This is a genomic window from Bradyrhizobium sp. KBS0727 (genome assembly GCF_005937885.2).
Lineage (GTDB): Bacteria > Pseudomonadota > Alphaproteobacteria > Rhizobiales > Xanthobacteraceae > Bradyrhizobium.
In genome coordinates this window covers 6,456,982-6,477,488 of the sequence record NZ_CP042176.1, presented here as the reverse complement: position 1 = coordinate 6,477,488, position 20,507 = coordinate 6,456,982, and the positions used below count along the sequence as shown (strand labels likewise).

The following is a 20,507-nucleotide window of genomic DNA, read 5'->3' as shown; positions in this document are numbered from 1 at the left end:
GCCAAACCAGCGTTAACGGCGGCCGGTGTTGATACCCGCTGCCACCCTCTGTTTGTTGCGTGCCGATGATCGCTCCTTCATATTCCGCCGCGGCCGGCTTGTGCCGCCGCGTGTTGCTGCCACGGCAGACCGAAGAGTTATTTTTTCGTTTTCGCCCACTTTTTCGTTTTCGCCCACTTTTCATTCCCGAGTAAGCGAGTGGTCCGGCTGGGATTCATCATCGGCTTTATCGCGCTGATCGGGGTTTTGCTCTCCGGTCTCGCGGCCTATCGCGTCCACGATCAGGAGCTGCAGATCGAGGGGATCGCGCTGGCGCGGGCGATCGACGTCCACGCCAGCCTGGTGCAGGACCGCCTGACCGAGCGCGAGTTGCTTGCGCGGGTTGCGTCCGGCCTTTTCCGCGCTTCGTCGGTGAAGGCCAACATGCTCCAGCCGCTGCGGGCATCGATCTATGCCTTCAAGACCGACTTCGTGGTGGCGTCGTGGATCGCGCGGCTCAAGCCGAGCGAGCTGAGCCAGGCCGAATCGGAACTCAAGAGCGCCGGCTTCTCCAACCCCATCATTCGCGATTTCGATGACCGGCCGCTCGATATCAAGGCGATCGACAAGCCCATCAATGTGCTGATGGACCTGGAGCCGCGCAGCCCGGACACCATCGGCCTTCCCGGCCGCGCGCTGGACCGGCACTCGGTCGTAGGCCCGATGCTGGCGCAGGCGGTGGCGGCCGGCAAGCCTGTGGCGTCGGACCCGATCCCGCTGTTGCGGCAGAACGGGCCGGTCGGCCTCGTGCTGGCGGCGCCGGTGTCGCAGGAAGGCTCGAGCGAGCTCGCGGGCTTCGTCACCTTTTCCTACGAGCTGGCGCCGTTGATGCTGGCCAACGACGACCGTTCGCTGTTTTCCGTGGTGCTGAAGGATCCGCGCGACGCCAACGACGAGTTCGTCGCCAACGATGCCGGCGTCGTCACGTTGCGTGCGCTGGCTAAGGAGGGCCCGGCGCCGTCGATGGTGCGCACCGTGACGTTCGGTGGCCGCGACTGGTCGCTCGCTTATTACGCCAAGACCAACCTCGTACAGCGCGCGCAGCAAACGGCGGTCATCGTGGCCGCCATCGGCCTGGCGCTGACCGGCATCATCTGCGGCCTGTTCGGATACGTCGCCTACAACAATCTGCGGCTCAGCCGCGAGATCCAGGTACGGATCGGCTTCGAACGCCGGCTGACGGCTGTGATCGACGAGCTCAACCACCGGGTCAAGAACATCCTGGCCGTGATCCAGTCGATCGTGACGCGCACGCTGCGCCACGGCGCCGACATCGATGTCGCGCGCGAGCTCCTGATCGGACGCATTCACGCGATGTCCAATGTCGTTACGCTGCTCAGCGAAAGCCAGTGGCAGGGCGTCAAGCTGAAAGGCCTGTTCGAGTCGCGCGCGATCCCGCACGCCGACCGCATCGTGGTGACGGGCCCGGACATCGCCGTCAGCGCGCGCGCCGCGCAATCGCTCTCGTTGTTGTTCTTCGAACTGGCGTCGCATTCCGACGAGGGCCTGTCGCTGGTCGGCAAGCACCCGCATATCGTGGTGAACTGGGAAGTCACCGGTGAGGAGCCGGATACGATTTTTCATTTCCGCTGGGAAGAGTTCAACACCAGCGCCGCGACGCGGCGGGAAGACAGCGATTTCGGCCTGATCCTGCTGGATCGTGTGGCGCCGGAAGCGCTCGGCGGCACCGCCAAACGCTACTTCACCGATGTCAGCTACGTCTACGAACTCACCGCGCCGATGGTGACCGTCGTCGATATGAGCGAACGCGACCGCACCGACCAGATCTCCGCGCCGGTAAGGCCGGTGAGGTAGCGGAATCACACCCCGTCGTCATTGCGGTGCATGTTCAATAATTCGCTGATTGAATCACCCCCCTGAGAGGAGGAGGATTCGATGCGCGACAACAGCTATGACCGGACGATTGAGCGCAATGACGTTCAAAAATCGCAAAACAAAAAAGGCGGCCCGACCGGGCCGCCTTTCGTGTCACTTCGATGCTGTCATCAGCTGCTGTTGCCGCCGATCACGGCGCGCACGGTGTTGTCTGGGCCGAAATCCTCGGCGCCGTCGACATAGAGCAAAGCGGACAGCTTCGAGCGCGCGCGGTTGACGCGGCTCTTGATGGTGCCGACCGCGCAGCCGCAGATCGCCGCGGCGTCTTCATAGGAGAAGCCGGAGGCGCCGACTAGGATCAGCGCCTCGCGCTGGTCTTGTGGCAGCTTTTCGAGCGCGACGCGAAACTCCTCGAATTCCAGATGGGCGTTTTGCGCCGGCTGGGTCTTCAGGGTTTTGGCGTAATTGCCCTCGGCGTCCTCCACCTCGCGCCGCCGCTTGCGATAGTCGGAGCGGAACAGGTTGCGCAGGATGGTAAACAGCCATGCTGGCAGGTTGGAGCCGGGCTGAAACGAGTCGATATTGGCGATGGCGCGCAGCAAGGTTTCCTGCACCAGGTCGTCGGCGCGGTCGCCATTACCGGAGAGCGAGATCGCGAACGCGCGCAGGCTGGGGACCGACGCCAAAATGTCGTCGCGAAGTGAGTCTGTGAGAGGCATTATTCACCTCCGTCTTTTTTTGCGATTTCAGCGGCGGCTTCGGGCCCATCGAGCTTTCGGATGAGTTCGGCAAAGCGGTCTGGCACGCCTTGCCGCACCACGTCGTCGTACATGGCCCTTAGCTGGTGCCCGATCCTGGACTGAATCTCGGCATTGAGCCCGCCCTGCTTCTTTACTTCTTTCATGATCTGATCCACGCTCCCCCGAGAGGTAAGTTCCTGTTTTTCAAGATTTTTTCCTCGAAACGGGCCTTATTGATTGGGTACTGGCCGCCGCGTTGCTGGTTAAAGGTAATGCGATCGTTCCAGGAAAGTTCCGAATGGCGGGAACTTTTTCCGGGAACTTTCTCGCTGTTCAAGCGTAGTTGAGATGACAGGGGAACCGGGTCACCCCGTTCAGATGCGCCCGGTCTGAACCTCGGTTTCAGGCATGGTCGACCCGAAGTGCGACTAGACAAGGATGGAATGGGGATGTCCCGATCACAGCTCGTTGCTGAACATTTGCCGCTGTTGCGGCGCTATGCCCGTGCGTTGACCGGCAGCCAGGCGTCCGGCGACGCCTATGTCGGGGCCATGCTGGAGGCCCTGCTGCAGGATCCCTCGCTGCTGGACGAGCGCCACGGCGCCCGCGCCGGCCTGTTCCGGCTGTTCACGCAGATCTGGAATTCGGTCTCGATCAACGAAAGGTCCGAGACCTCTTCCACGTCGTCGCCGTCAGAGCGCCGGCTTTCGAATATCACCCCATTGCCACGACAGGCCTTCCTGCTGCTGTCGCTGGAAGGGTTTTCGGAGGAGGAAGTGGCGTTCATCCTCGACAAGGAGATCGCCGAGACCCGCAGGCTCGCCGATACCGCCGGCCGCGAGATGGCGGCCGAAATCGCCACCGATGTCCTGATCATCGAGGACGAGACCTTCATCGCGATGGATCTCGAAAGCCTCGTGAAGAATCTCGGCCACAACGTCATCGGCGTCGCCCGCACCCATACCGATGCGGTCGCACTCGCCAAGAACCGCAAGCCCGGTTTGATCCTGGCCGACATCCAGCTTGCCGACGGCTCATCCGGTCTTGACGCGGTCAACGAACTGCTCAAGACCTTCGAAGTGCCTGTCGTGTTCATCACCGCTTATCCCGAACGCTTCCTCACCGGCGAGCGTCCGGAGCCCGCGTTCCTGATTTCAAAACCGTTCCAGCCGGCGATGGTCTCGGCGGTGGCGAGTCAGGCGCTGTTCTTCCAGCGCAACTCGAAGAACCGCGCGCCGAAGGTGGCGTAAGGCGACGGTCAACCCGTTTGCGAACTGAAAACGGCGCGCGGTGTGGCGCGCCGTTTTTGTTTTCTGCAGGCTGATCTTGCGGTCGATCGCCAATAAACTTGCCACAATTTGGGTCGGGATTGTCTTGCACAGACGCGTCACGCAGCGTATCGGCACATCGGTACCGGCACTGCACAGCCGCCATCAGCAGAGGAAAATCACATGCTCAACGATCGCGAGAAAATCCTGAGTGCGCTACGCGAGAAGCCGCTCAAGATCTTTGAAGTCATGAAGCGCGCCAATCTGCCCAATCAGGAAGCTTGCCAGGCGATTTTGCTGAAAATGCGGGACGAAGGCTCGGTGAAGTTCGACATTCACAAGGGCCAATGGCACATCGGCTGATGCCAGTGGCACATCGGATGATTCGGGTACCGCGGCGCGCCGCCCGGGCCGGTGCGCCGATTAACGCCGCCTTTACCATGTTGCGATAGTTTTCGGCTCTGGTGTTCAGTAAAAGGCCGCACGCACATGGCGTACCGAAGCAATCAGCAGCTCCGCGAGGACATCTGGGATTATCGGGACCGATCTTCGAGCCGGGAAAGGGAGAACGTTCTCAGGTTCCCCCGGTCCGACGAAGAAGACTACGGCGAGACGGCGCTGGATCTGGTCAACCAGGCCGCCGAACTGTTCGACAGCATGGAACATCACGCGCGCGAGCGAGAGGCCAACGCTCAGTCGTTGTGCAAGAGCCTGGCTGAAAAACTGCTTCTGGCGGAACGGCAGAAGCAGGCCGCGGAACGCGCGCGGCTCGAAACCATCACCGAGCTCAATCGCAGGCTTCAGGAAGCGACCCGGGCATTGAACCATGCCGAGAAGCGCATCGAATCCGCCGAAGACTATGCCACCGCGGCGGAGTTTCGCGCGCAAGCGGCCGAGAACCAGCTCTTGAAGGCCAATCGCGAGCTCGCCGCGGTCGAGCAAGCCATCCGCACGCGACTGCTCTGAGCGGCTCGCACGGCCTGCCGTCGCTTGAGCCGGCATAACGCCGGCGCTGTGCCGGCCACAACGCACTTTCAAATCAAACCGGTTTGATGCCTGCTGCGGATTGGGGCGGACAGCGAACGTTTGCGTTCACCAGTGGCCGGTCCCAGGCGGATCAACAAATACCTCAGGTCATAGCGGCAATGGGGGCGTCGTCCGGCGGATAAGCCGGATGCCGCTGAAAATACCGGCAGCCGGCTTGCGGCTTCCCGGACCTGCGCGGCGGTTTGCGCGCCAAGGGGAATAACAGCTTCCGCCGACGCCTTAACTCACCGACCCGAATCGCGCACCATGGGTTCCATATTGCTGGTTGCGCAGACCGGGGTCCGATTATGACAAAATTCCTTGAGCGTATTCTGGATTCGTCGATGTTCTCTCCCCACGGCATTTGCCTGCTGTGGGAGCCCGAGCTGATCTGGCTGCATGTCGTGTCCGACGCGCTGATCGCGCTGGCCTATTTCTCGATTCCGTTTGCGCTGGCGATTTTTGTCCTCAAGCGCCGCGACCTCCGGTTCGGATGGGTCTACTGGTCGTTCGGCATCTTCATCATGGCATGCGGCCTGACGCATGTGCTGTCGATCTATACGCTGTGGGTGCCGGTGTACGGCATCGAGGGGCTGGTGAAGGCCGCGACAGCCGCCGCCTCGGTATTCACCGCCGGAATGCTGTGGCCGTTGCTGCCGAAACTCCTGACCATTCCGTCGCCGTTTGAATTCCGTCAGGTGCAGGAGGCGCTCAAGGACGAAGAGATCAAGGCCCGCGATTCTGAAAATCTGCTGGCGCAATTCCGCGCGGCCCAGCGCGCCCAGCGCGAAAGCATGGCGCGGCTGACGGCGGTGGTCGAAACCGCGGTCGACGGCTTCATCCTGATCGACGCCCGGGGCCGCATCCTGTTGTTCAACCCGGCCTGCGAGCGGCTGTTCGGCTATCGGGCAGAAGAAGTCTTCCACGAAAACGTCAAGATACTGATGCCGCCGATGTATAGCGACCACCACGATCGCTATGTCAGCAGTTTCCTGCGCACCGGCGAGCGCAAGATCATCGGTACCGGCCGCGAGGTGATCGGCCTTCGCAAGGACGGCTCCACCTTTCCGATGGAGCTGTCGGTCGGCGAGGCGAAGCAGGATGGCGAATCGATCTTTGTCGGAATCGTTCACGACCTGACCTCGCGCAAGCAGACCGAGGAGCAACTTCGCCAGTCGCAGAAAATGGAGATCGTCGGGCAACTCTCCGGCGGCATCGCCCACGATTTCAACAACCTGCTCACGGTCATGATCGGCAATGCCGAACACCTCGGCGAGCAACTGAAGTCTCGGGAGGACCTGCGGCGGATCGCCGACGATATCTGCCGGTCGGGCGAACGCGGCGCGGAGCTGACGCAGCGGCTGCTGGCGTTCAGCCGCCGGCAATTCCTACAGCCGCTCGCCGTCGATTGCCACGAACTGCTCGATTCCATGCACAAGCTGCTGCGGCGGACGCTGCGGGAGGATATCGAAATCGTGACCGCTTTCGATCCCGACGGGATTTTCGCCTTTGTCGACCGCGCCCAGCTTGAATCGGCGGTGTTGAACCTTGCCTTGAACGCGCAGGACGCCATGCCCTCGGGCGGCAAGCTGACGCTGGGCACCGACGTCGTCTCGCTCGATGATCGCGCCCCGGGCTCGCATCCGGAAGTCACGACCGGGGAATACGCCCTGATCGCCGTGACCGACAACGGCGAGGGTATGACGCCCGAAGTGATTGGCCGGGTGTTCGAGCCGTTTTACACCACCAAGGAGGTCGGCAAGGGCTCAGGCCTCGGCCTGAGCATGGTGTACGGATTTGCCAAGCAGTCGAACGGTCACGTCTCGATTTACAGCGAGCCGGGGCTGGGCACGACGGTGCGCCTCTATTTGCCGCGCGTCGGCACCGCCGTTCCGCGGGTTCCCGAGCAAGACACCGCCAATGAAGAAGGCGCCCCCAGGGGCGATGAAACGATCCTGGTGGCCGAGGACGATCCCTTCGTCCGCGCGTCGGTCGTGCGCAGGCTGGAAAGCCTCGGCTACACCGTGATCGCTGCCGTCACCGGCGACGATGCCCTGGGCAAGCTTCGGGCAAACCCCGGGATCGATATGCTGTTTACCGATATCGTCATGCCGGGCGGCATGAGCGGCTGGGACCTGGCCGATCTGGCCCGCCAGGTCCGCAGCGGCCTGCCGGTCGTTTTCAGCTCCGGCTACGCGTTGGAGACATTGATCGAAAAGGGACATGCCTCCGCGCGGTCGATCATTCTGACCAAGCCCTATCGCAAGGTCGAACTCGCCCGCCGGATCAGGGAAGCATTGGCGGCCGGGGCGCCGGCGTCCTGATCCGCGAATGCGGCGCGTTGCACAAAAAAGAAGGGCGCGAGCGGCATCACCACGCTCGCGCCCTTCCTTGCCTCCTTTTTTGATGTCGGCTTTCTACTTATTATCCGGGTAATATTGACATAAGTATTATCCGGATATAATTAGGCATGAACGGGAGCCCGGCCCGCAAAGCCGCCGCGGCTGTCGATCTCTCATCATGCCGAGAAAGCCGAATGACCGACCGAACGAACGCCTATACCGGCGATTCCATCCCGCGGACCTTCGCGCGGACCGCGCTGCCGATCATCCTGCTGACCAGCGTCAACGGTCTGCTGACCGTGGTCGATGCGATGTTTCTCGGTGCCTTTGTCGGGCCGGACGCGCTGACTGCGGTGACCATGGTATTTCCGCTCTCGATGCTGATGGTGGCGCTGGCGACGATGATCTCGAGCGGCATGGCGAGCATACTCGGCCGTCTGCTTGGCGCTGCCAGGCTCGACGAGGCGCGCGGCATATTCGCCGGCGCGCATGGCCTGTCGTTCTGCGTCGGCGCCATCGCGATGGCGCTGTTCGCAGCATTCGGCTGGCCGCTGACTCTGGCGCTCGCCACGGGCTCGACGGAACTGGCTGCCATGGCGCACAGCTTCCTCAGCATCACGATTTTCACCTCGCCGCTGCTGTTCCTGCTGTCTGTGCAGTCGGACGCGCTGCGCATCGAGGGGCGGGTCGGCGCCATGGCGCTCGCCGGCCTCATGGTGACGCTGGCCAATATCGGCTTCAACTATCTCCTGATCGCGCCGCTCAAATTCGGCGTCGCCGGTTCGGCCTGCGGCACCGCGCTGGCGCAGGCGATCGCGTTGGCGCTGGTCGTGCTCTATCGCCAGAGCGGCAGGGCGCGGCTGACGCTGGCACCCATGGATCTGGCGTCGTCGAAGACAGGCTGGCGCGAGATGCTGGCGCTCGGCGCGCCACGCAGCCTTGCCTTTGTTGGCATCGCGGCGGGTGCTGCGGCGACCATCCTGTCGCTGCGACTGAACGGCGGCGCGCACACCGACGCGTCGATTGCGGCCTATGGCGTGCTGAGCCGAATGATGACCTTTGCCTACTTCCCGCTGCTTGGCATGAGCCTCGCGCTGCAGGCGATGGTCAGCAACAATACCGGCGCTGGGCTATGGCCGCGATCCAACGCCACCCTGAAGCTGGCGCTGGCCTGGAGCCTTGCCTATGCTGGCCTCGCCGAGGGCCTGCTGATCCTGTTCCGAAAAGACATCGGCGGACTGTTCGTGACCGACGCGGTCGTGATCGCCGAGGTTGCGCGCATCCTCCCGGTATTCGTCGCCGGCTACTTCTCGTCCGGCCCGATGATGATGATCGCAAACTATTTCCAGAGCATCGGCGACATCAGGCGCTCGGCGCTGTTGTCGCTGGCGCGCACCTATCTGTTCGCGATTCCGCTGATCTTCCTCTTGCCGCTCGCGATCGGCGAGCAGGGCATCTGGCTGGCGCTGCCGCTCGCCGACTTCGCCCTGGTGGCGGTGACGCTCGCGGTGCTGCGGGCGCGATCGAGCAGAGCGGGATGGGGGTTGTTTCAGAGGGCGTGAGACAACGAAAAAAGAAGGGCGCGAGCGGCATCACCACGCTCGCGCCCTACGTCGCCGGTCAATGGGGCAGGGGGAATAACCGGCTGCCGTAACTACGCGCAGCCCCCGGATTCGTTCCCGCCGGCCGCAAATCTTTTCGTACACGGTTAAGTGATGGCCGGTTCCCGAACCGGGTTGCTTCGAACCGCGTTGTTGGTCCGATCGCCAATGGGGCGAGGGACAAACCGCCATGTCACAGATATCCAAGGCAGTTTTCGGCGCGTTCGCGATTTCGGTCGCGTGCGGTGCAGTGCAACTGGCGTTCGGCCGTGACCTGACCGGCATTGGGCGAGTTGCTTCCGCGGCGCCCGAGACCGGCATCAACCGCGCCGCCAAGGCGGACCGCGCTCCGGTCAGGCTGGCGCCTGGGCAGACCCAGACCATTGCGTTGCGGCTCAATGGCATGCCTGACACCTCGGTGCTGGTGCGCATGCCCGCCGCAAAGGACAGCGTCAAGGACGAGGCGCGCAACCGTCCGGCGCCCTCGATGATGAAGTCCGGCGACCGGAAAACGACCGTGGCCTGCGAGCCCGTGGTCAGCGTCCTGACCGAGGTCGCCAAGCTGCTGGAGCCCGGGCGTTGCGTGACGTGAGCTGACGATAACACGCCAACACGACTGATTTGCCCGACAACAAGCCGGTCACCGGGGCGACGTGCAGATAGATCACGCCTACTCCGCCGGCGCTTCGCTCGGGGCATCGCTGCTGCCCGCCGCGCCGCGGCTCATCATCAATCCCAGCGCCAGCCCGCCGACGGCGAGGATCGGGATCAGGCGCTTGACGCCGATCGCGCGCACCACCTGGATGCCGGCGGCGACCAGCATCGGGTCGGCCAGCAAGGTATGTGCGGTGGATTTGGCGGCCTGTTCGGCGCGAGCCTTAATCTGGTTCTTGCGCACCAAGTAGCAGATCGCCGCGATCATCGTGACCACGAAGAAGATGACAGCCCCGGTCAGGCAGGCCTGCACCGGGCCGTATTTCTCCAGCACGAACACGAACGCCGCCGCGCACAGAAACGAGGTGGTGACGAACAGGGCCATCGCGGCGGCCGCCGCCAGCGAGGTCAGCCGCAACGCCGTGCCGGTCGAATCCTTGAAGTCATCGATCCATCGCTGAAACATCGACCCGCCTCGATTTGAAAAGAGCGTCAACAAAAGCGACGACTGCGCGCCAGCGGCGCCATCGCGAGATCAAGCCTGGTTTGCTGGCGCGCTTCATCGCAATGCCTGTCGCAGCCATGTTACCGCCACCACGTCTTACCGCCGCCACGTCGCGCCGATCAGGAAGCCGAGGCCGAGCGCCAGCCCCACGGTTGCCAGCGGGCGCTGCGTGATGACGTCTTCCAGCGTCTCCTCGATCGACGTCGCTGCGTCATGGGCCGCATCCATCATGGCGCTGCCGCGCTCCGACATGTCATCGACCGCCGCTTCCGCATTGGCGCGGGCCTGCTTGTAGCCGCGCTGCGCCTGCTTGGTGGCCGTGCCGGCGAAGCTGTTGAGCGCGTCGGTGATCTGGTCGGTCAGGGCGGCGATATCGTTTTTCACGGCGATTACATCCTTTTCCAGGCGTTCATAGGTCGCTTTGTCAGTCATGTTCTTCAATCCAATCTCGCCATCGATACTCGCCATCGAAAGCTCCCGGCTTGCTCGGAGAAAAACGCCCCGTTGCTTTGGAAGTTCCCGATCGGAACCGGTTTAATCGCTCGGCAACTGCGGCGAATCGACCGGCATCAGATGCTCCCTGACGATCAGCGCCACGATCAGCAGCGGCGACGACAGGAACGCGCCCATCGGACCCCACAGCCAGGTCCAGAACGCCAGCGCCATGAAGACGGCGAGCGCATTCAGCGACAGCCTGCGGCCGACGATCGTCGGCGTGATGAAATGACCTTCAAGAAAGGCCATCGCGGCAAACGCCGCCGGCGCGAGCAGGCCGCCACCGAGGGTCGGGAAGGTGACGAGGCCGACCACGACCAGAATCGCAAATGTCGCGATCGGGCCGATGATCGGAATGTAGTTCAAGGTCGCGGCCATCGCGCCCAACCCAGCCGGATTGGGCATCCCCAACACCATGCAGATGAAGCCGGTGATGATGCCGACGCCGACATTGATCATCGTGACCATCAGGAGGTAGTTGCCGAGTTGCTCCTCGATCTCATTGAGGATCCGCATCGTCCGCAATCGCACCGGCCGGTCGCCGAAATTCATGATCATCGCGCGGCGCAGCTCGCGCCAGCTTGCGATGAACAGGATCAGGGTCGGGACGAACAGCAGAAATTCGGTAAAGGTCGGCGACAGAAATTCCACCGTCGGCTGAACCCATTCGATCTTCGGCAACTGGAACGTCGCCAGTGTATCGGATCCGCCCAGCAAGCTTTGTAGCTCCTGCCACAGCGCCAGCGGCCGGTCGAACAGGTGCGCTTTTTCCTTCAGTCGCGCGCCGAGCTCGGGAAGGTTGTTGCTCCATTCCATCACCGGCGAGGCGATCAGCCCGACCATGAACGTGACGGCGGCGCCCACCGCGATAACGATCAGGACTGCCGCGACGGCGCGCGGGACGCGGTAGCGCTCCAGCAGGTTCGCCGCCGGCGACAGCATGGTGCCGATGATGAAAGCCATCGTGATCGGCAGGAAGAACGCCTTCGCCACATAGAGCACCGCAACGACGCAGATGATCAGGAGCGCGACGAGCGCGAACGCGACCATCTCCGCGCGGCGGATCACCGGTGGCGCTTCGGCCTTGCTGTCGGGCACAGGCGTGCCTTCCGGCCCGCTGCGGGGCTGGCGATCGCTGGGGTCGGATTTCTGGCGTTCGCTCGGCACGGCTTGGGTGGGCAGGACTTGGGTGGGCACGGCTTGGGTGGGGGTGACGCGCACAATGGTTCTCCCCCGCGCGGGGCGGCAATAACTCCGCAGAAACGGCGTCGCCCGCGATCTGAATTCAAGGCGCATAACGTCGGGCTATCACCAAAGTTCCATCGCGGAAGGGTGAGCATGCCGCGGCTTGACAGAACGCTCTTGCGCGCGAGTCGGACGGAACCGTGGAGCCCTGACGGTGTTGGTTGATCAGAGCATCACTCGATGCGCACTTAACGGGGCAGTCCGATGACACAGTCTTTCGCAGTCAGCCGCCGATCCTCTTCGCGCGCCGCAAACGCGCTCGCCTTCATCAGCGCCTTGGTGCTGGCGCCACTCGCGCTCCCGAGCGCGGCCGGCGCGCAAACCTTCGGCTACGCTTCGACCCAGCGGAATGGCTTCCCGACCGACGAGGTGATGACGGCGCCCGCGACGAGGGTGCCGTGCCGGAGCGGCTGCGCCGCGCGGTGGTCACTTTCAATACCGCGGAAGCGCCCGGCACCGTCATCATCGATACCGGCAACACCGCACTCTATTACGTGCTCGGCCAGGGCAAGGCTATCCGTTACGGCGTCGGCGTCGGCCGCGAGGGATTCACGTGGGCGGGCGTGCAGACCATCTCGCGCAAGGCGGAATGGCCGGACTGGCATCCGCCGGCCGAGATGATTGCGCGCCAACCCTATTTGCCGCGCTTCATGGCCGGTGGCCCCGGCAACCCGCTCGGCGCGCGGGCGATGTATCTCGGCTCGAGCGAGTACCGCATTCACGGCACCAACGATCCCTCGACGATCGGCAAGTTCGTCTCGAGCGGTTGCATCCGCCTGACCAATGCGGATGTCAGCGACCTGTTCAGCCGTGTCGATGTCGGGACCCGGGTCGTGGTGCTGCCCAAGAATGCCTTGACCAACGCGCCGATCGTAGCGCGCGGCGGGGATACCAGGACCACGATCACGGTTCGTCCGGCCGCAACCCATTCTCGTCCGGTCGTGACCACGCCGCCCTCGGGGCGGCAGGCGATGAACTTGACGGCGTCGCCGGCCAACTGAGCGCTCGGCAATAGCGACGGGAGATGAACATGCGCGTGCAATATGGAAAACCGGCAGCGTGGACAGCGGCGGTGCTGCTGTGCGCCGCCGCGTTGGCGCCGGCAGCCCAGGCCCAGGATTTTTTCTCGGCGCTGTTCGGCGGCTTCGGTGGCCGGGCGCGGGCCCCGCATCCCTATATCTCGATGCCGTTTGCCAACGAGGATGGTTCGATCCCGGCGCCGCGGAGCGAGCTGCGGTCGCGCTATGCCGGTGGTGGCGGCCAGGCGTTCTGCGTGCGCACCTGCGACGGCCGTTATTTCCCGATTACGGCGTCGGACAACGCAAGCCGGGCGGCGTCGTGCAACAGTTTTTGTCCCGCCAGCGAGACCACGGTGGTCTATGGCAGCAACATCGACAGTGCCGCGACCGACAACGGAAAGCCCTATTCGGAACTGCCAAATGCCTTTCGGTATCGCACCGAGATCGTGGCGGGGTGCACCTGTAACGGCAAGGACCAGATGGGCTTGGCGCCTGTCAAGATCGAGAACGATCCGACGCTGCGCAAGGGCGACATCGTCGCCGGCGAAAACGGCCTCGTGGTTGCCGGCCGCAGCGCCGACAGACGCGGCGCCGCGCTGAACTTCTCACCCGCGTCGGAACGCGTGCGCGCGAAGTACCAACGTGCGCCGGTGGTGGCGGCGGAGTGATGGTCTTGTCCCTCTCCCGCTCGCGGGGGAGGCGCAGGCGGCCAGCGGCCGCCGTACTTCACATAAGGACGCCGATGCTTTGCATCGGCTATGGGTGGGGGTGTTGCCGAATTCAGTGTTCGTCATGCCCGGGCTTGTCCCGGGTATCTACGTCTTACTTGCTTGGCTGTAGCGCGAAAGTCGTGGATGGCCGGGCCAAGCCCGGCCATGACGGCGTTAATCGAACCTACGCCGCCCGAATCTTCCCAAGGAAATCCGTGACCTGATGGCCGAGCTGCTGGCTCTGCGTCTCCAGCGTTTCGGAGGCGCTCTTGACGTCGTCAGCCGCTACCGCCGCCGCATCGGCGTCGGCCTTCACACCGACGATGTTCTCGGAGACGTTCTTGGTGCCTTGCGCCGCGTACTGCGTGCTGCGCGTGATCTCCTGGGTCGCGGCGCCCTGTTCCTGCACCGCGGCGGCAATCGCGGTCGCGACCTCGTTGACCTCGCCGATGATGCCGCCGATGCGCTTGATGGCGTCGATGGCTTCGCCGGCGACCTTCTGGATGTCGGAGATCTGCTCGGAAATCTCCTCGGTCGCCTTCGCGGTCTGGCTCGCCAGCGATTTGACTTCGGAAGCGACCACCGCAAAGCCGCGGCCGGCTTCACCGGCCCGGGCGGCTTCGATGGTGGCGTTCAGCGCCAGCAGGTTGGTCTGGGCTGCGATGGTGTTGATCAGGCCGACGACTTCGCCGATCCGCGCCGCGGATTTGGCGAGGCCCTGAACGGTGCTGTCGGTTTCGCGCGCCTGGCCGACCGCGCGGCTGGCAATGCCGGCTGCATGCGCCGCCTGCTGCGAGATGTCGTTGATCGAGGCGCTGAGTTCCTCGGCCGCGGCCGCGACGCTCTCGACACTGTTCGAAGCTTCGCCGGACGCCTTCTCGGCGACCTCGACGCGGGCATTGGTCTGGCGGGAAACCGTCGACAGGCCGGTCGACGTGGTGCGCATCTGGCCCGACGCGTCGCCGAGCTGGTTCAGCGTCTGGCGCACCACGCTCTCGAACTCGCCGACATAGTTTTCGATCGCCTTCTGCCGGCCCATGGCGGCGGCGTTGTGCTCGCGCTCCTGCGCCTCGATCCGGACCTTGTCCATCGCCTGCTGCTTGAAGGTTTCCAGTGCGCCGGCCAGCGCGCCGATTTCGTCCTGGCGCGTGGTGTAGCCGGTGTCGACCGCGAGGTCGCCGGCGGCGACCTTGAGCATCGCGTCGCGCATGTTGTGCAGCGGCCGGATGACGCGACGGGTGACCATCGTCATCGCGCCGAACGTCAAGGCGAGGGCGGCGGCCAGCAGCGACAGTTGTAGCACCAGCGAGCGCATGGCGCTGGAATACTGCATCGCTGAGTGATCGCGGGCCGCGTCGAGCGCGCCTTCGGCGACACCGACGGCGGCGCTGAGACGTCCGACCGTGATCGGGCTCCACTGGTTCGCGGTCAGTTCGGGTTTTTCGCCGGCGATCATCGCCTTCAGCAGGCGCTCGCGCAGGTCGAGATAGGACTGTTCGAAATACGCCTTCTTGTTGGCCTCGATCGCGCTGGCCAACGCCGGCGGCAATTGCATGCCGGACGCGGTCAGTTGCAGCGCGTTCCATGCGGCGTCGGTGCCACCGACGAATTTGGTGAAGGTCAGGCGGGTTTCCGCCGGGATCCGCTCCATCGCCAGTCCGTTCGAAATCAGCAGCGAAGCCTCGCCGGCGGTGTTACGCAGCAGCCAGGCGATCTGCTTGATGGCGAACAACTGGTCGATCACGGCGTCCTGGTGGTTGACGCTGCCGGCGAGCACGCCCGACAGTTTATCGAGGACGTTCAGCAACCCCTGCGTCGTCTCCATGTATTCCTTGGCCAGCGCCGCACGGCGTGGAGATGTCGGCTGCGCCATCAGCTCCCAGAATTCCTTCTGCGCGGCGGTCAGCGTCCTGAACAGGCGGTCGAATTCGGGGACCAGGGTCTGCTGCTGGGGGAATTCGATTTTGCCGAACAGCGCGAGCGCGTTGCTCATGCCCGGCATTTCGGCGTCGCGCAGCGATCGCAGGTATTTCTCGATGTCGCCGTCCATCGGCGCGCCGCCGTTCAGCAGCCGGTTGGTCGTCGAGCGGTCGGTGCGCAGATTGTGCATCGCCTTGAACATGTTGGCGGAAGCGTCGGTGATGACCGAGATGCGTGCGGTCTGCTGCAGGCGCCCCCAGGAATCCCAGGCGTTGAGCGAAAATCCGACCACCACGCAGAAGGAAGTGGCGAGGATGACGGTCTTCAGCAGCGCCGATACGGTCAGACGATTCAACATGATGCTCCCCCCAAGGCTGCCGGCCATTTGGGGGGAAAAGGGTAAATACTTAGGCAGTGTTAATGCCGTATTACTACGAGGATCATTGAAATGATTGGGATTTTGGATGGGATCTGTAGTTCCTCGTGCGGAACCCGTAGCCATCCGGCACGTTAACGAAAACCTAACAGCGCATTTCAACGAATGGCCGAGGGGGCCCCCGCATGCTGGTCAGCGCACTCGTCACGTTTCTCGTCGTTATCCTGATCCTCTATCTCATCAACCTGCTACCACTCGACGGCCGCGCCAAGCAGATTTGCCGCGTCGTCGTGATCGTGCTCGGCGTGATCTCGCTGCTGAAATACATCGCAGTGTTTTAGCGAGCCGTCATTCCGGGGCGATGCGAAGCATCGAACCCGGAATCTCGAGATTCCGGGTCTGGTGCTAGCGCACCATCCCGGAATGACAGACAAACGAAAAAAGCCCCGGCAAATCGCCGGGGCTTTTCCTTGAGACGCGTCCTCGCCGATCAGCCGGCCGCCTTGGCTTCGCGGCGGCGGGCGGTGAGGATGTATTCGGTATAGCCGTTCGGCTGCGTGCGGCCCTTGAAGATGAGGTCGCAGGCTGCCTTGAAGGCGACGCCGTCGAACGAAGGCGCCATCGGCTTGTACAGCGCATCGCCCTTGTTCTGGCCGTCAACGACGACCGCCATGCGCTTCAGCGATTCCATCACCTGAGCCTCGGTGATGACGCCTTGGTGCAGCCAGTTCGCCAGATGCTGGCTCGAGATACGCAAGGTGGCGCGGTCTTCCATCAGGCCGACGTCATGGATGTCGGGCACCTTGGAGCAGCCGACGCCTTGGTCGATCCAGCGCACGACATAGCCGAGGATGCCCTGGCAGTTGTTGTCGATCTCCTGCTTGACGTCATCCGGCGCCCAGTTCGACTGCGACACCGGAATGGTCAGGATGTCGGAGAGTTTTGCGCGCTGGCCACCCTTGGCGAGCTCCTGCTGGCGGGCCTGCACGTTGACCTGATGATAATGCAGCGCGTGCAGCGTGGCGGCTGTCGGCGACGGCACCCAGGCCGTGGTGGCGCCGGCCTGCGGATGGCCGATCTTCTGGGTGAGCATATCCGCCATCTTGTCGGGCGCGGCCCACATGCCCTTTCCGATCTGGGCATGGCCGGGCAGGCCGTCGATCAGGCCCATGTCGACGTTCCAGTCTTCATAGGCCTTGATCCAGGGCTGCGCCTTCATGTCGTTCTTGCGGATCATCGGACCCGCTTCCATCGAGGTATGGATCTCGTCGCCGGTGCGATCGAGGAAGCCGGTATTGATGAAGCAGATGCGCTTCGAGGCGTTCTGGATGCAGGCTTTGAGGTTGACCGTGGTGCGGCGCTCCTCGTCCATGATGCCGACCTTCATGGTGTTCTCGGGCAGGCCCAGCAGCTTCTCGACCGCGCCGAACAGTTCGCAGGTCAGGGCTACTTCGTCGGGGCCGTGCATCTTCGGCTTGACGATGTAGACCGAGCCGGTGCGGCTGTTCCTGGTCTTGGACGAGCCCTTGAGATCGTGGATCGCCAACAGGCCGGCGACCGCGGCATCGAGCAGGCCTTCCGGAATTTCCTCGCCCTTGTCGTCGAGCACGGCGTCGGTGAACATGTGATGGCCGACATTGCGCATCAGCAGCAGGCTGCGGCCGTGCAGCGTCAGCTGCTTGCCGTCGGGCGTCTTGTAGACGCGGTCGGGGTTGAGCGCGCGCTTCAGCGTCTTGCCGCCCTTGTCGAAGTCGGCCGACAGCGAGCCGTCCATCAGGCCGAGCGTGTTGCGATAGACCAGCACCTTGTCTTCGGCATCGACGGCCGCAACCGAGTCTTCCATGTCCAGAATGGTCGAGACCGCCGATTCCAGGATCATGTCGGCAACGCCGGCCGGATCGTCCTTGCCGATGATGTTGCTGCGGTCGATCTTGACCTCGATATGCATGCCGTTGTTGACCAGCAGGATCGCGGTCGGTGCGGCGTCGTCACCCAGATAGCCGGCGAACTGCGCGGCATTTTTCAGCGCGGTCGCATTGCCGCTCTTCAGTTTGACCGCAAGCTGGCCGGCGATGACGCTGTACGACGTCACGTCGGTGTGGCTGCCGGTCGCCAGCGGCACGGCGGCGTCGAGGAAGGCCTTGGCCTTGGCGATCACCTTGTCGCCGCGCGCCTTGTTGTAGCCCTTGCCGCCCTCGCTCGGATCGTGCGGGATCGCGTCGGTGCCGTAGAACGCATCGTACAGGCTGCCCCAGCGCGCATTGGCGGCGTTGAGCGCGTAGCGGGCGTTGGTCAGGGGAACGACCAGCTGCGGCCCGCAGATCTTGCCGATTTCCTCATCGACATTTGCCGTCTCGACCTTGTGGGTCGCCGGCTCTGGCAGCAGGTAGCCGATCTCCTTGAGGAAGGTCGTATAGGCGTTCATGTCGAACGCCTTGCCCTTGTGGGCGCGGTGCCAGCCGTCGATCTTGGCCTGCAGCGCGTCGCGGACGGCGAGCAATTCGCGGTTTTTCGGCCCCAATGTCTTGATGATGGCGGCGACACCGGCCCAGAACGCGTCGGGCGAAATCCCGGTTTTGGGGGTCGCCTCCTTGGCGATGAAATCGAACAGGACAGGGGCGATCTTCAATCCGTGGGCATCGACACGATTCATGATGGGCTTTCTCAATCGAAATGGCGTTTACGGGCTGTTTTCAGAGGAAAAGCAGCAAAAAACGCGCCAAAGGGGCCGCGTTGGCAGCCCTTTTAGCGCTAAAGCCGGGTCAATGAGAAGGCCCCAATAGGCCTGAATGCAGGCCTAGATATTGGCCGCCAGGTCGACCAGTTCGTTGAACAAGATGCCGGTCTCGCCCAGCATCCGCTCGATCTCGTCGGTGGCGTCGGTCACCGAGCGGGTCGAGGTGTCGATCTTCAACTCGCATTCGGTCGGCGGCTGGTAGTCGTTGGTGATTCCGGTGAACGACGGCAGGGTCCCGGCGCGTGCCTTGGCATAGTGGCCCTTGGGATCGCGGCTCTCGCAGACCTCGGCGGGTGCGGCGACGTGAACCTCGCGGAACGCGGTGTCGGCGATGCGCCGCGCCGCGGCGCGATCGGCCAGCGCCGGCGAAACCGCGGCGACGATCGCGATATGGCCGTTGCGCGCCAGATGGGTGGCGACTTCGGCCAGGCGCCGGATGTTTTCGCTGCGGTCCTGCGGAGAAAAGCCAAGGTCGCTGTTGAGGCCGGCGCGCAGCGTGTCGCCGTCAAGCAGAATGGGCGAGCCGCCGTTGCCGAACAGCCGGCGCTCCAGCGCGCGGGCCAGCGTCGATTTGCCGGAGCCCGGCAAGCCGGTCAGCCAGATCACCGCGCCGTTGTGGCGGTAACGCGCCGAGCGCTCCTCGGGGCGCAACGCACTCTCCACCGGCACGATGTCGACGGGAATGGCGCGTTGTCCGGCGTCGACCGACAGCACCAGGCCGCCGCCGGCAATGCGGCCGTTGACCTCGATCACCAGCCGTCCGGTGCGCGGATTGTCGGAATAGGGATCGGCCGCGATCGGCTGCGCCAGCGAGATGTCGATTTCGCCGACGTGATTGCGTGCGATCGCCTTGGTCTCCTCGTTGGAAAGTTCGCCGGGATCGACCGCCTTCTCGATCGCGACCACGCTGGCGCGGCTCTCTCTTGTGCCGAGGCGGATCAGGATCTGATCGCCCTTCGACAGCGGCTTGTCGTGCAGCCAGAAAATCCGGGCGCGGATCCGCCGCGTATCGCGCGGGGTTGCTCCGGCGTGCGCAATGACGTCGCCGCGTTCGATGAACAGTTCGCGGTCGAGCGTGATGCCGACCGAGCGGCCGGCGCCGTGGCTGCCCGGAAGCGGCGTCACCGGCCAGCTCTCGACGGTCTTGATCCTGGCGATCTTGCCGGCGGGCATGATGACGATTTCATCGCCGGCACTGAGGTGGCCGGATTCGACGCGGCCCGCGACGATGCGGCGGTCGTCGAACTTGTAGATCGCCTGCACCGGCAGCCGCAGCGCCAGTTGCTCCAGCGGTCGGGCCGGCTCGAGCGCATCGAGCGCCTCGACCACGGTCGGGCCCCGGTACCAGCCGATCCTGGCGGTGTGTTCGGCGACGCCGTCGCCATCGCGCGCGGAAATCGGAATCACCGCCGACGGCGTCACGCCGAGGGCAACAAGATGCGCGGAAATCTCGTCGCTGATCTCCTTGAATCTGCTGGCGCTGAAGTCGACCCGGTCCATCTTGTTGACGACGATAGCGACCTGCTTGATTCCCAAGAGATGCAGGAGATAGCCGTGACGCCTTGTCTGGTCGCGCACGCCTTCCAGCGCGTCGATGATCAGCACCGCGCCATCGGCCTGCGAGGCGCCGGTGATCATGTTGCGCAGGAATTCGGCGTGACCGGGCGCATCGATCAGCACCACGTCGCGCGAGCGGGTGCGGAAACGGATCTGCGTGGTGTCGATGGTGATGCCCTGGTCACGCTCGGTCTGCAGCGCATCGAGCAGGAACGACCATTCGAACGGCATGCCGCGCCGCGCGCTGACGGCTTTCAGCATCTCGAGCTTGCCCTCGGGCAGGCTGCCGGTCTCGTGCAGCAGCCGTCCGACCAGGGTCGATTTGCCGTGATCGACATGACCGACGATGACGATGCGGACTTGCGGCCGCGTGGTGCCGTTCGGTGTCGCCGAGACGCTTGCGGGAAGGATCATGTTCATCGGAGCCGCCTAACTTG

At 63.9% G+C, this 20,507-nt stretch carries 17 protein-coding genes and 1 pseudogene; 10 read left to right on the top strand and 8 right to left on the bottom strand.

Annotation, left to right across the window (positions count from 1 at the left end):
* The first annotated feature begins 198 nt into the window (after positions 1-198).
* Positions 199-1,854 carry an HWE histidine kinase domain-containing protein gene (locus FFI89_RS30330; protein WP_138831159.1) on the top strand — a complete coding sequence of 552 codons (1,656 nt, stop codon included), beginning with the start codon at positions 199-201 and terminating at the stop codon, positions 1,852-1,854.
* 191 nt (positions 1,855-2,045) lie between these two features.
* Here the strand turns inward: FFI89_RS30330 and FFI89_RS30325 are convergent, their stop codons facing one another.
* A complete protein-coding gene (locus tag FFI89_RS30325; RefSeq protein ID WP_138831158.1) occupies positions 2,046-2,594 on the bottom strand; it encodes a sigma-70 family RNA polymerase sigma factor in 549 nt (182 codons plus the stop codon).
* A complete protein-coding gene (locus FFI89_RS30320) occupies positions 2,594-2,779 on the bottom strand; it encodes a NepR family anti-sigma factor (protein WP_168213199.1) in 186 nt (61 codons plus the stop codon). Before FFI89_RS30320 ends, FFI89_RS30325 begins: the two co-directional genes overlap by 1 nt.
* Positions 2,780-3,064: 285 nt before the next feature.
* Here FFI89_RS30320 and FFI89_RS30315 point away from each other — a divergent pair, with 285 nt between their 5' ends.
* The 6 genes from FFI89_RS30315 to FFI89_RS30290 all read left to right on the top strand — a co-directional run bounded on the left by FFI89_RS30315 (position 3,065) and on the right by FFI89_RS30290 (position 9,444).
* Positions 3,065-3,865: a response regulator gene (locus FFI89_RS30315; RefSeq protein ID WP_138831156.1), complete on the top strand. Its 801-nt coding sequence runs from the start codon at positions 3,065-3,067 to the stop codon at positions 3,863-3,865.
* A 201-nt stretch (positions 3,866-4,066) separates the two neighbouring features.
* Positions 4,067-4,246 (top strand): hypothetical protein, encoded by a 180-nt coding sequence (locus tag FFI89_RS30310; RefSeq protein WP_138831155.1) that lies wholly within the window; start codon positions 4,067-4,069, stop codon positions 4,244-4,246.
* Between the two features lie 126 nt (positions 4,247-4,372).
* The gene (locus tag FFI89_RS35110) at positions 4,373-4,849 is read left to right on the top strand and encodes a hypothetical protein (protein WP_246669300.1); all 477 of its coding nucleotides are present in this window, start codon (positions 4,373-4,375) and stop codon (positions 4,847-4,849) included.
* Between the two features lie 368 nt (positions 4,850-5,217).
* Complete coding sequence (locus FFI89_RS30300) at positions 5,218-7,233, top strand: PAS domain S-box protein (protein WP_138831154.1); 2,016 nt, start codon at positions 5,218-5,220, stop codon at positions 7,231-7,233.
* Between the two features lie 212 nt (positions 7,234-7,445).
* Complete coding sequence (locus FFI89_RS30295) at positions 7,446-8,813, top strand: MATE family efflux transporter (protein WP_138831153.1); 1,368 nt, start codon at positions 7,446-7,448, stop codon at positions 8,811-8,813.
* Between the two features lie 229 nt (positions 8,814-9,042).
* Positions 9,043-9,444, top strand: a complete 402-nt coding sequence (locus FFI89_RS30290) for a hypothetical protein (protein WP_138831152.1) — start codon at positions 9,043-9,045, stop codon at positions 9,442-9,444.
* 78 nt (positions 9,445-9,522) lie between these two features.
* On the opposite strand, the gene FFI89_RS30285 is transcribed toward FFI89_RS30290, so the two are convergent.
* The 3 genes from FFI89_RS30285 to FFI89_RS30275 form a co-directional block, all read right to left on the bottom strand.
* The gene (locus FFI89_RS30285; RefSeq protein WP_138831151.1) at positions 9,523-9,972 is read right to left on the bottom strand and encodes a hypothetical protein; all 450 of its coding nucleotides are present in this window, start codon (positions 9,970-9,972) and stop codon (positions 9,523-9,525) included.
* A 135-nt stretch (positions 9,973-10,107) separates the two neighbouring features.
* Positions 10,108-10,479, bottom strand: coding sequence for a YqjD family protein (locus FFI89_RS30280; protein WP_138831150.1), 372 nt, complete (start codon positions 10,477-10,479; stop codon positions 10,108-10,110).
* Positions 10,480-10,545: 66 nt separating this feature from the next.
* Complete coding sequence (locus FFI89_RS30275) at positions 10,546-11,604, bottom strand: AI-2E family transporter (RefSeq protein ID WP_371722542.1); 1,059 nt, start codon at positions 11,602-11,604, stop codon at positions 10,546-10,548.
* A gap of 351 nt (positions 11,605-11,955) precedes the next feature.
* Here FFI89_RS30275 and FFI89_RS30270 point away from each other — a divergent pair.
* Positions 11,956-12,752: pseudogene (locus FFI89_RS30270) on the top strand (L,D-transpeptidase).
* Between the two features lie 23 nt (positions 12,753-12,775).
* Positions 12,776-13,438, top strand: a complete 663-nt coding sequence (locus FFI89_RS30265; RefSeq protein ID WP_138831148.1) for a DUF2865 domain-containing protein — start codon at positions 12,776-12,778, stop codon at positions 13,436-13,438.
* Between the two features lie 226 nt (positions 13,439-13,664).
* Here the strand turns inward: FFI89_RS30265 and FFI89_RS30260 are convergent, their stop codons facing one another.
* Positions 13,665-15,758, bottom strand: a complete 2,094-nt coding sequence (locus FFI89_RS30260; RefSeq protein WP_138831147.1) for a methyl-accepting chemotaxis protein — start codon at positions 15,756-15,758, stop codon at positions 13,665-13,667.
* A 203-nt stretch (positions 15,759-15,961) separates the two neighbouring features.
* Between FFI89_RS30260 and FFI89_RS30255 the strand changes: the two genes are divergently transcribed.
* Positions 15,962-16,117 carry a Thivi_2564 family membrane protein gene (locus FFI89_RS30255; protein ID WP_138831146.1) on the top strand — a complete coding sequence of 52 codons (156 nt, stop codon included), beginning with the start codon at positions 15,962-15,964 and terminating at the stop codon, positions 16,115-16,117.
* A 149-nt stretch (positions 16,118-16,266) separates the two neighbouring features.
* Here FFI89_RS30255 and FFI89_RS30250 read toward each other — a convergent pair whose 3' ends face one another.
* Both FFI89_RS30250 and cysC read right to left on the bottom strand, forming a co-directional pair.
* Complete coding sequence (locus FFI89_RS30250) at positions 16,267-18,429, bottom strand: malate synthase G (protein WP_138831145.1); 2,163 nt, start codon at positions 18,427-18,429, stop codon at positions 16,267-16,269.
* A gap of 144 nt (positions 18,430-18,573) precedes the next feature.
* The gene (gene cysC, locus FFI89_RS30245) at positions 18,574-20,490 is read right to left on the bottom strand and encodes an adenylyl-sulfate kinase (RefSeq protein WP_138831144.1); all 1,917 of its coding nucleotides are present in this window, start codon (positions 20,488-20,490) and stop codon (positions 18,574-18,576) included.
* Between the last annotated feature and the right edge of the window lie 17 nt (positions 20,491-20,507).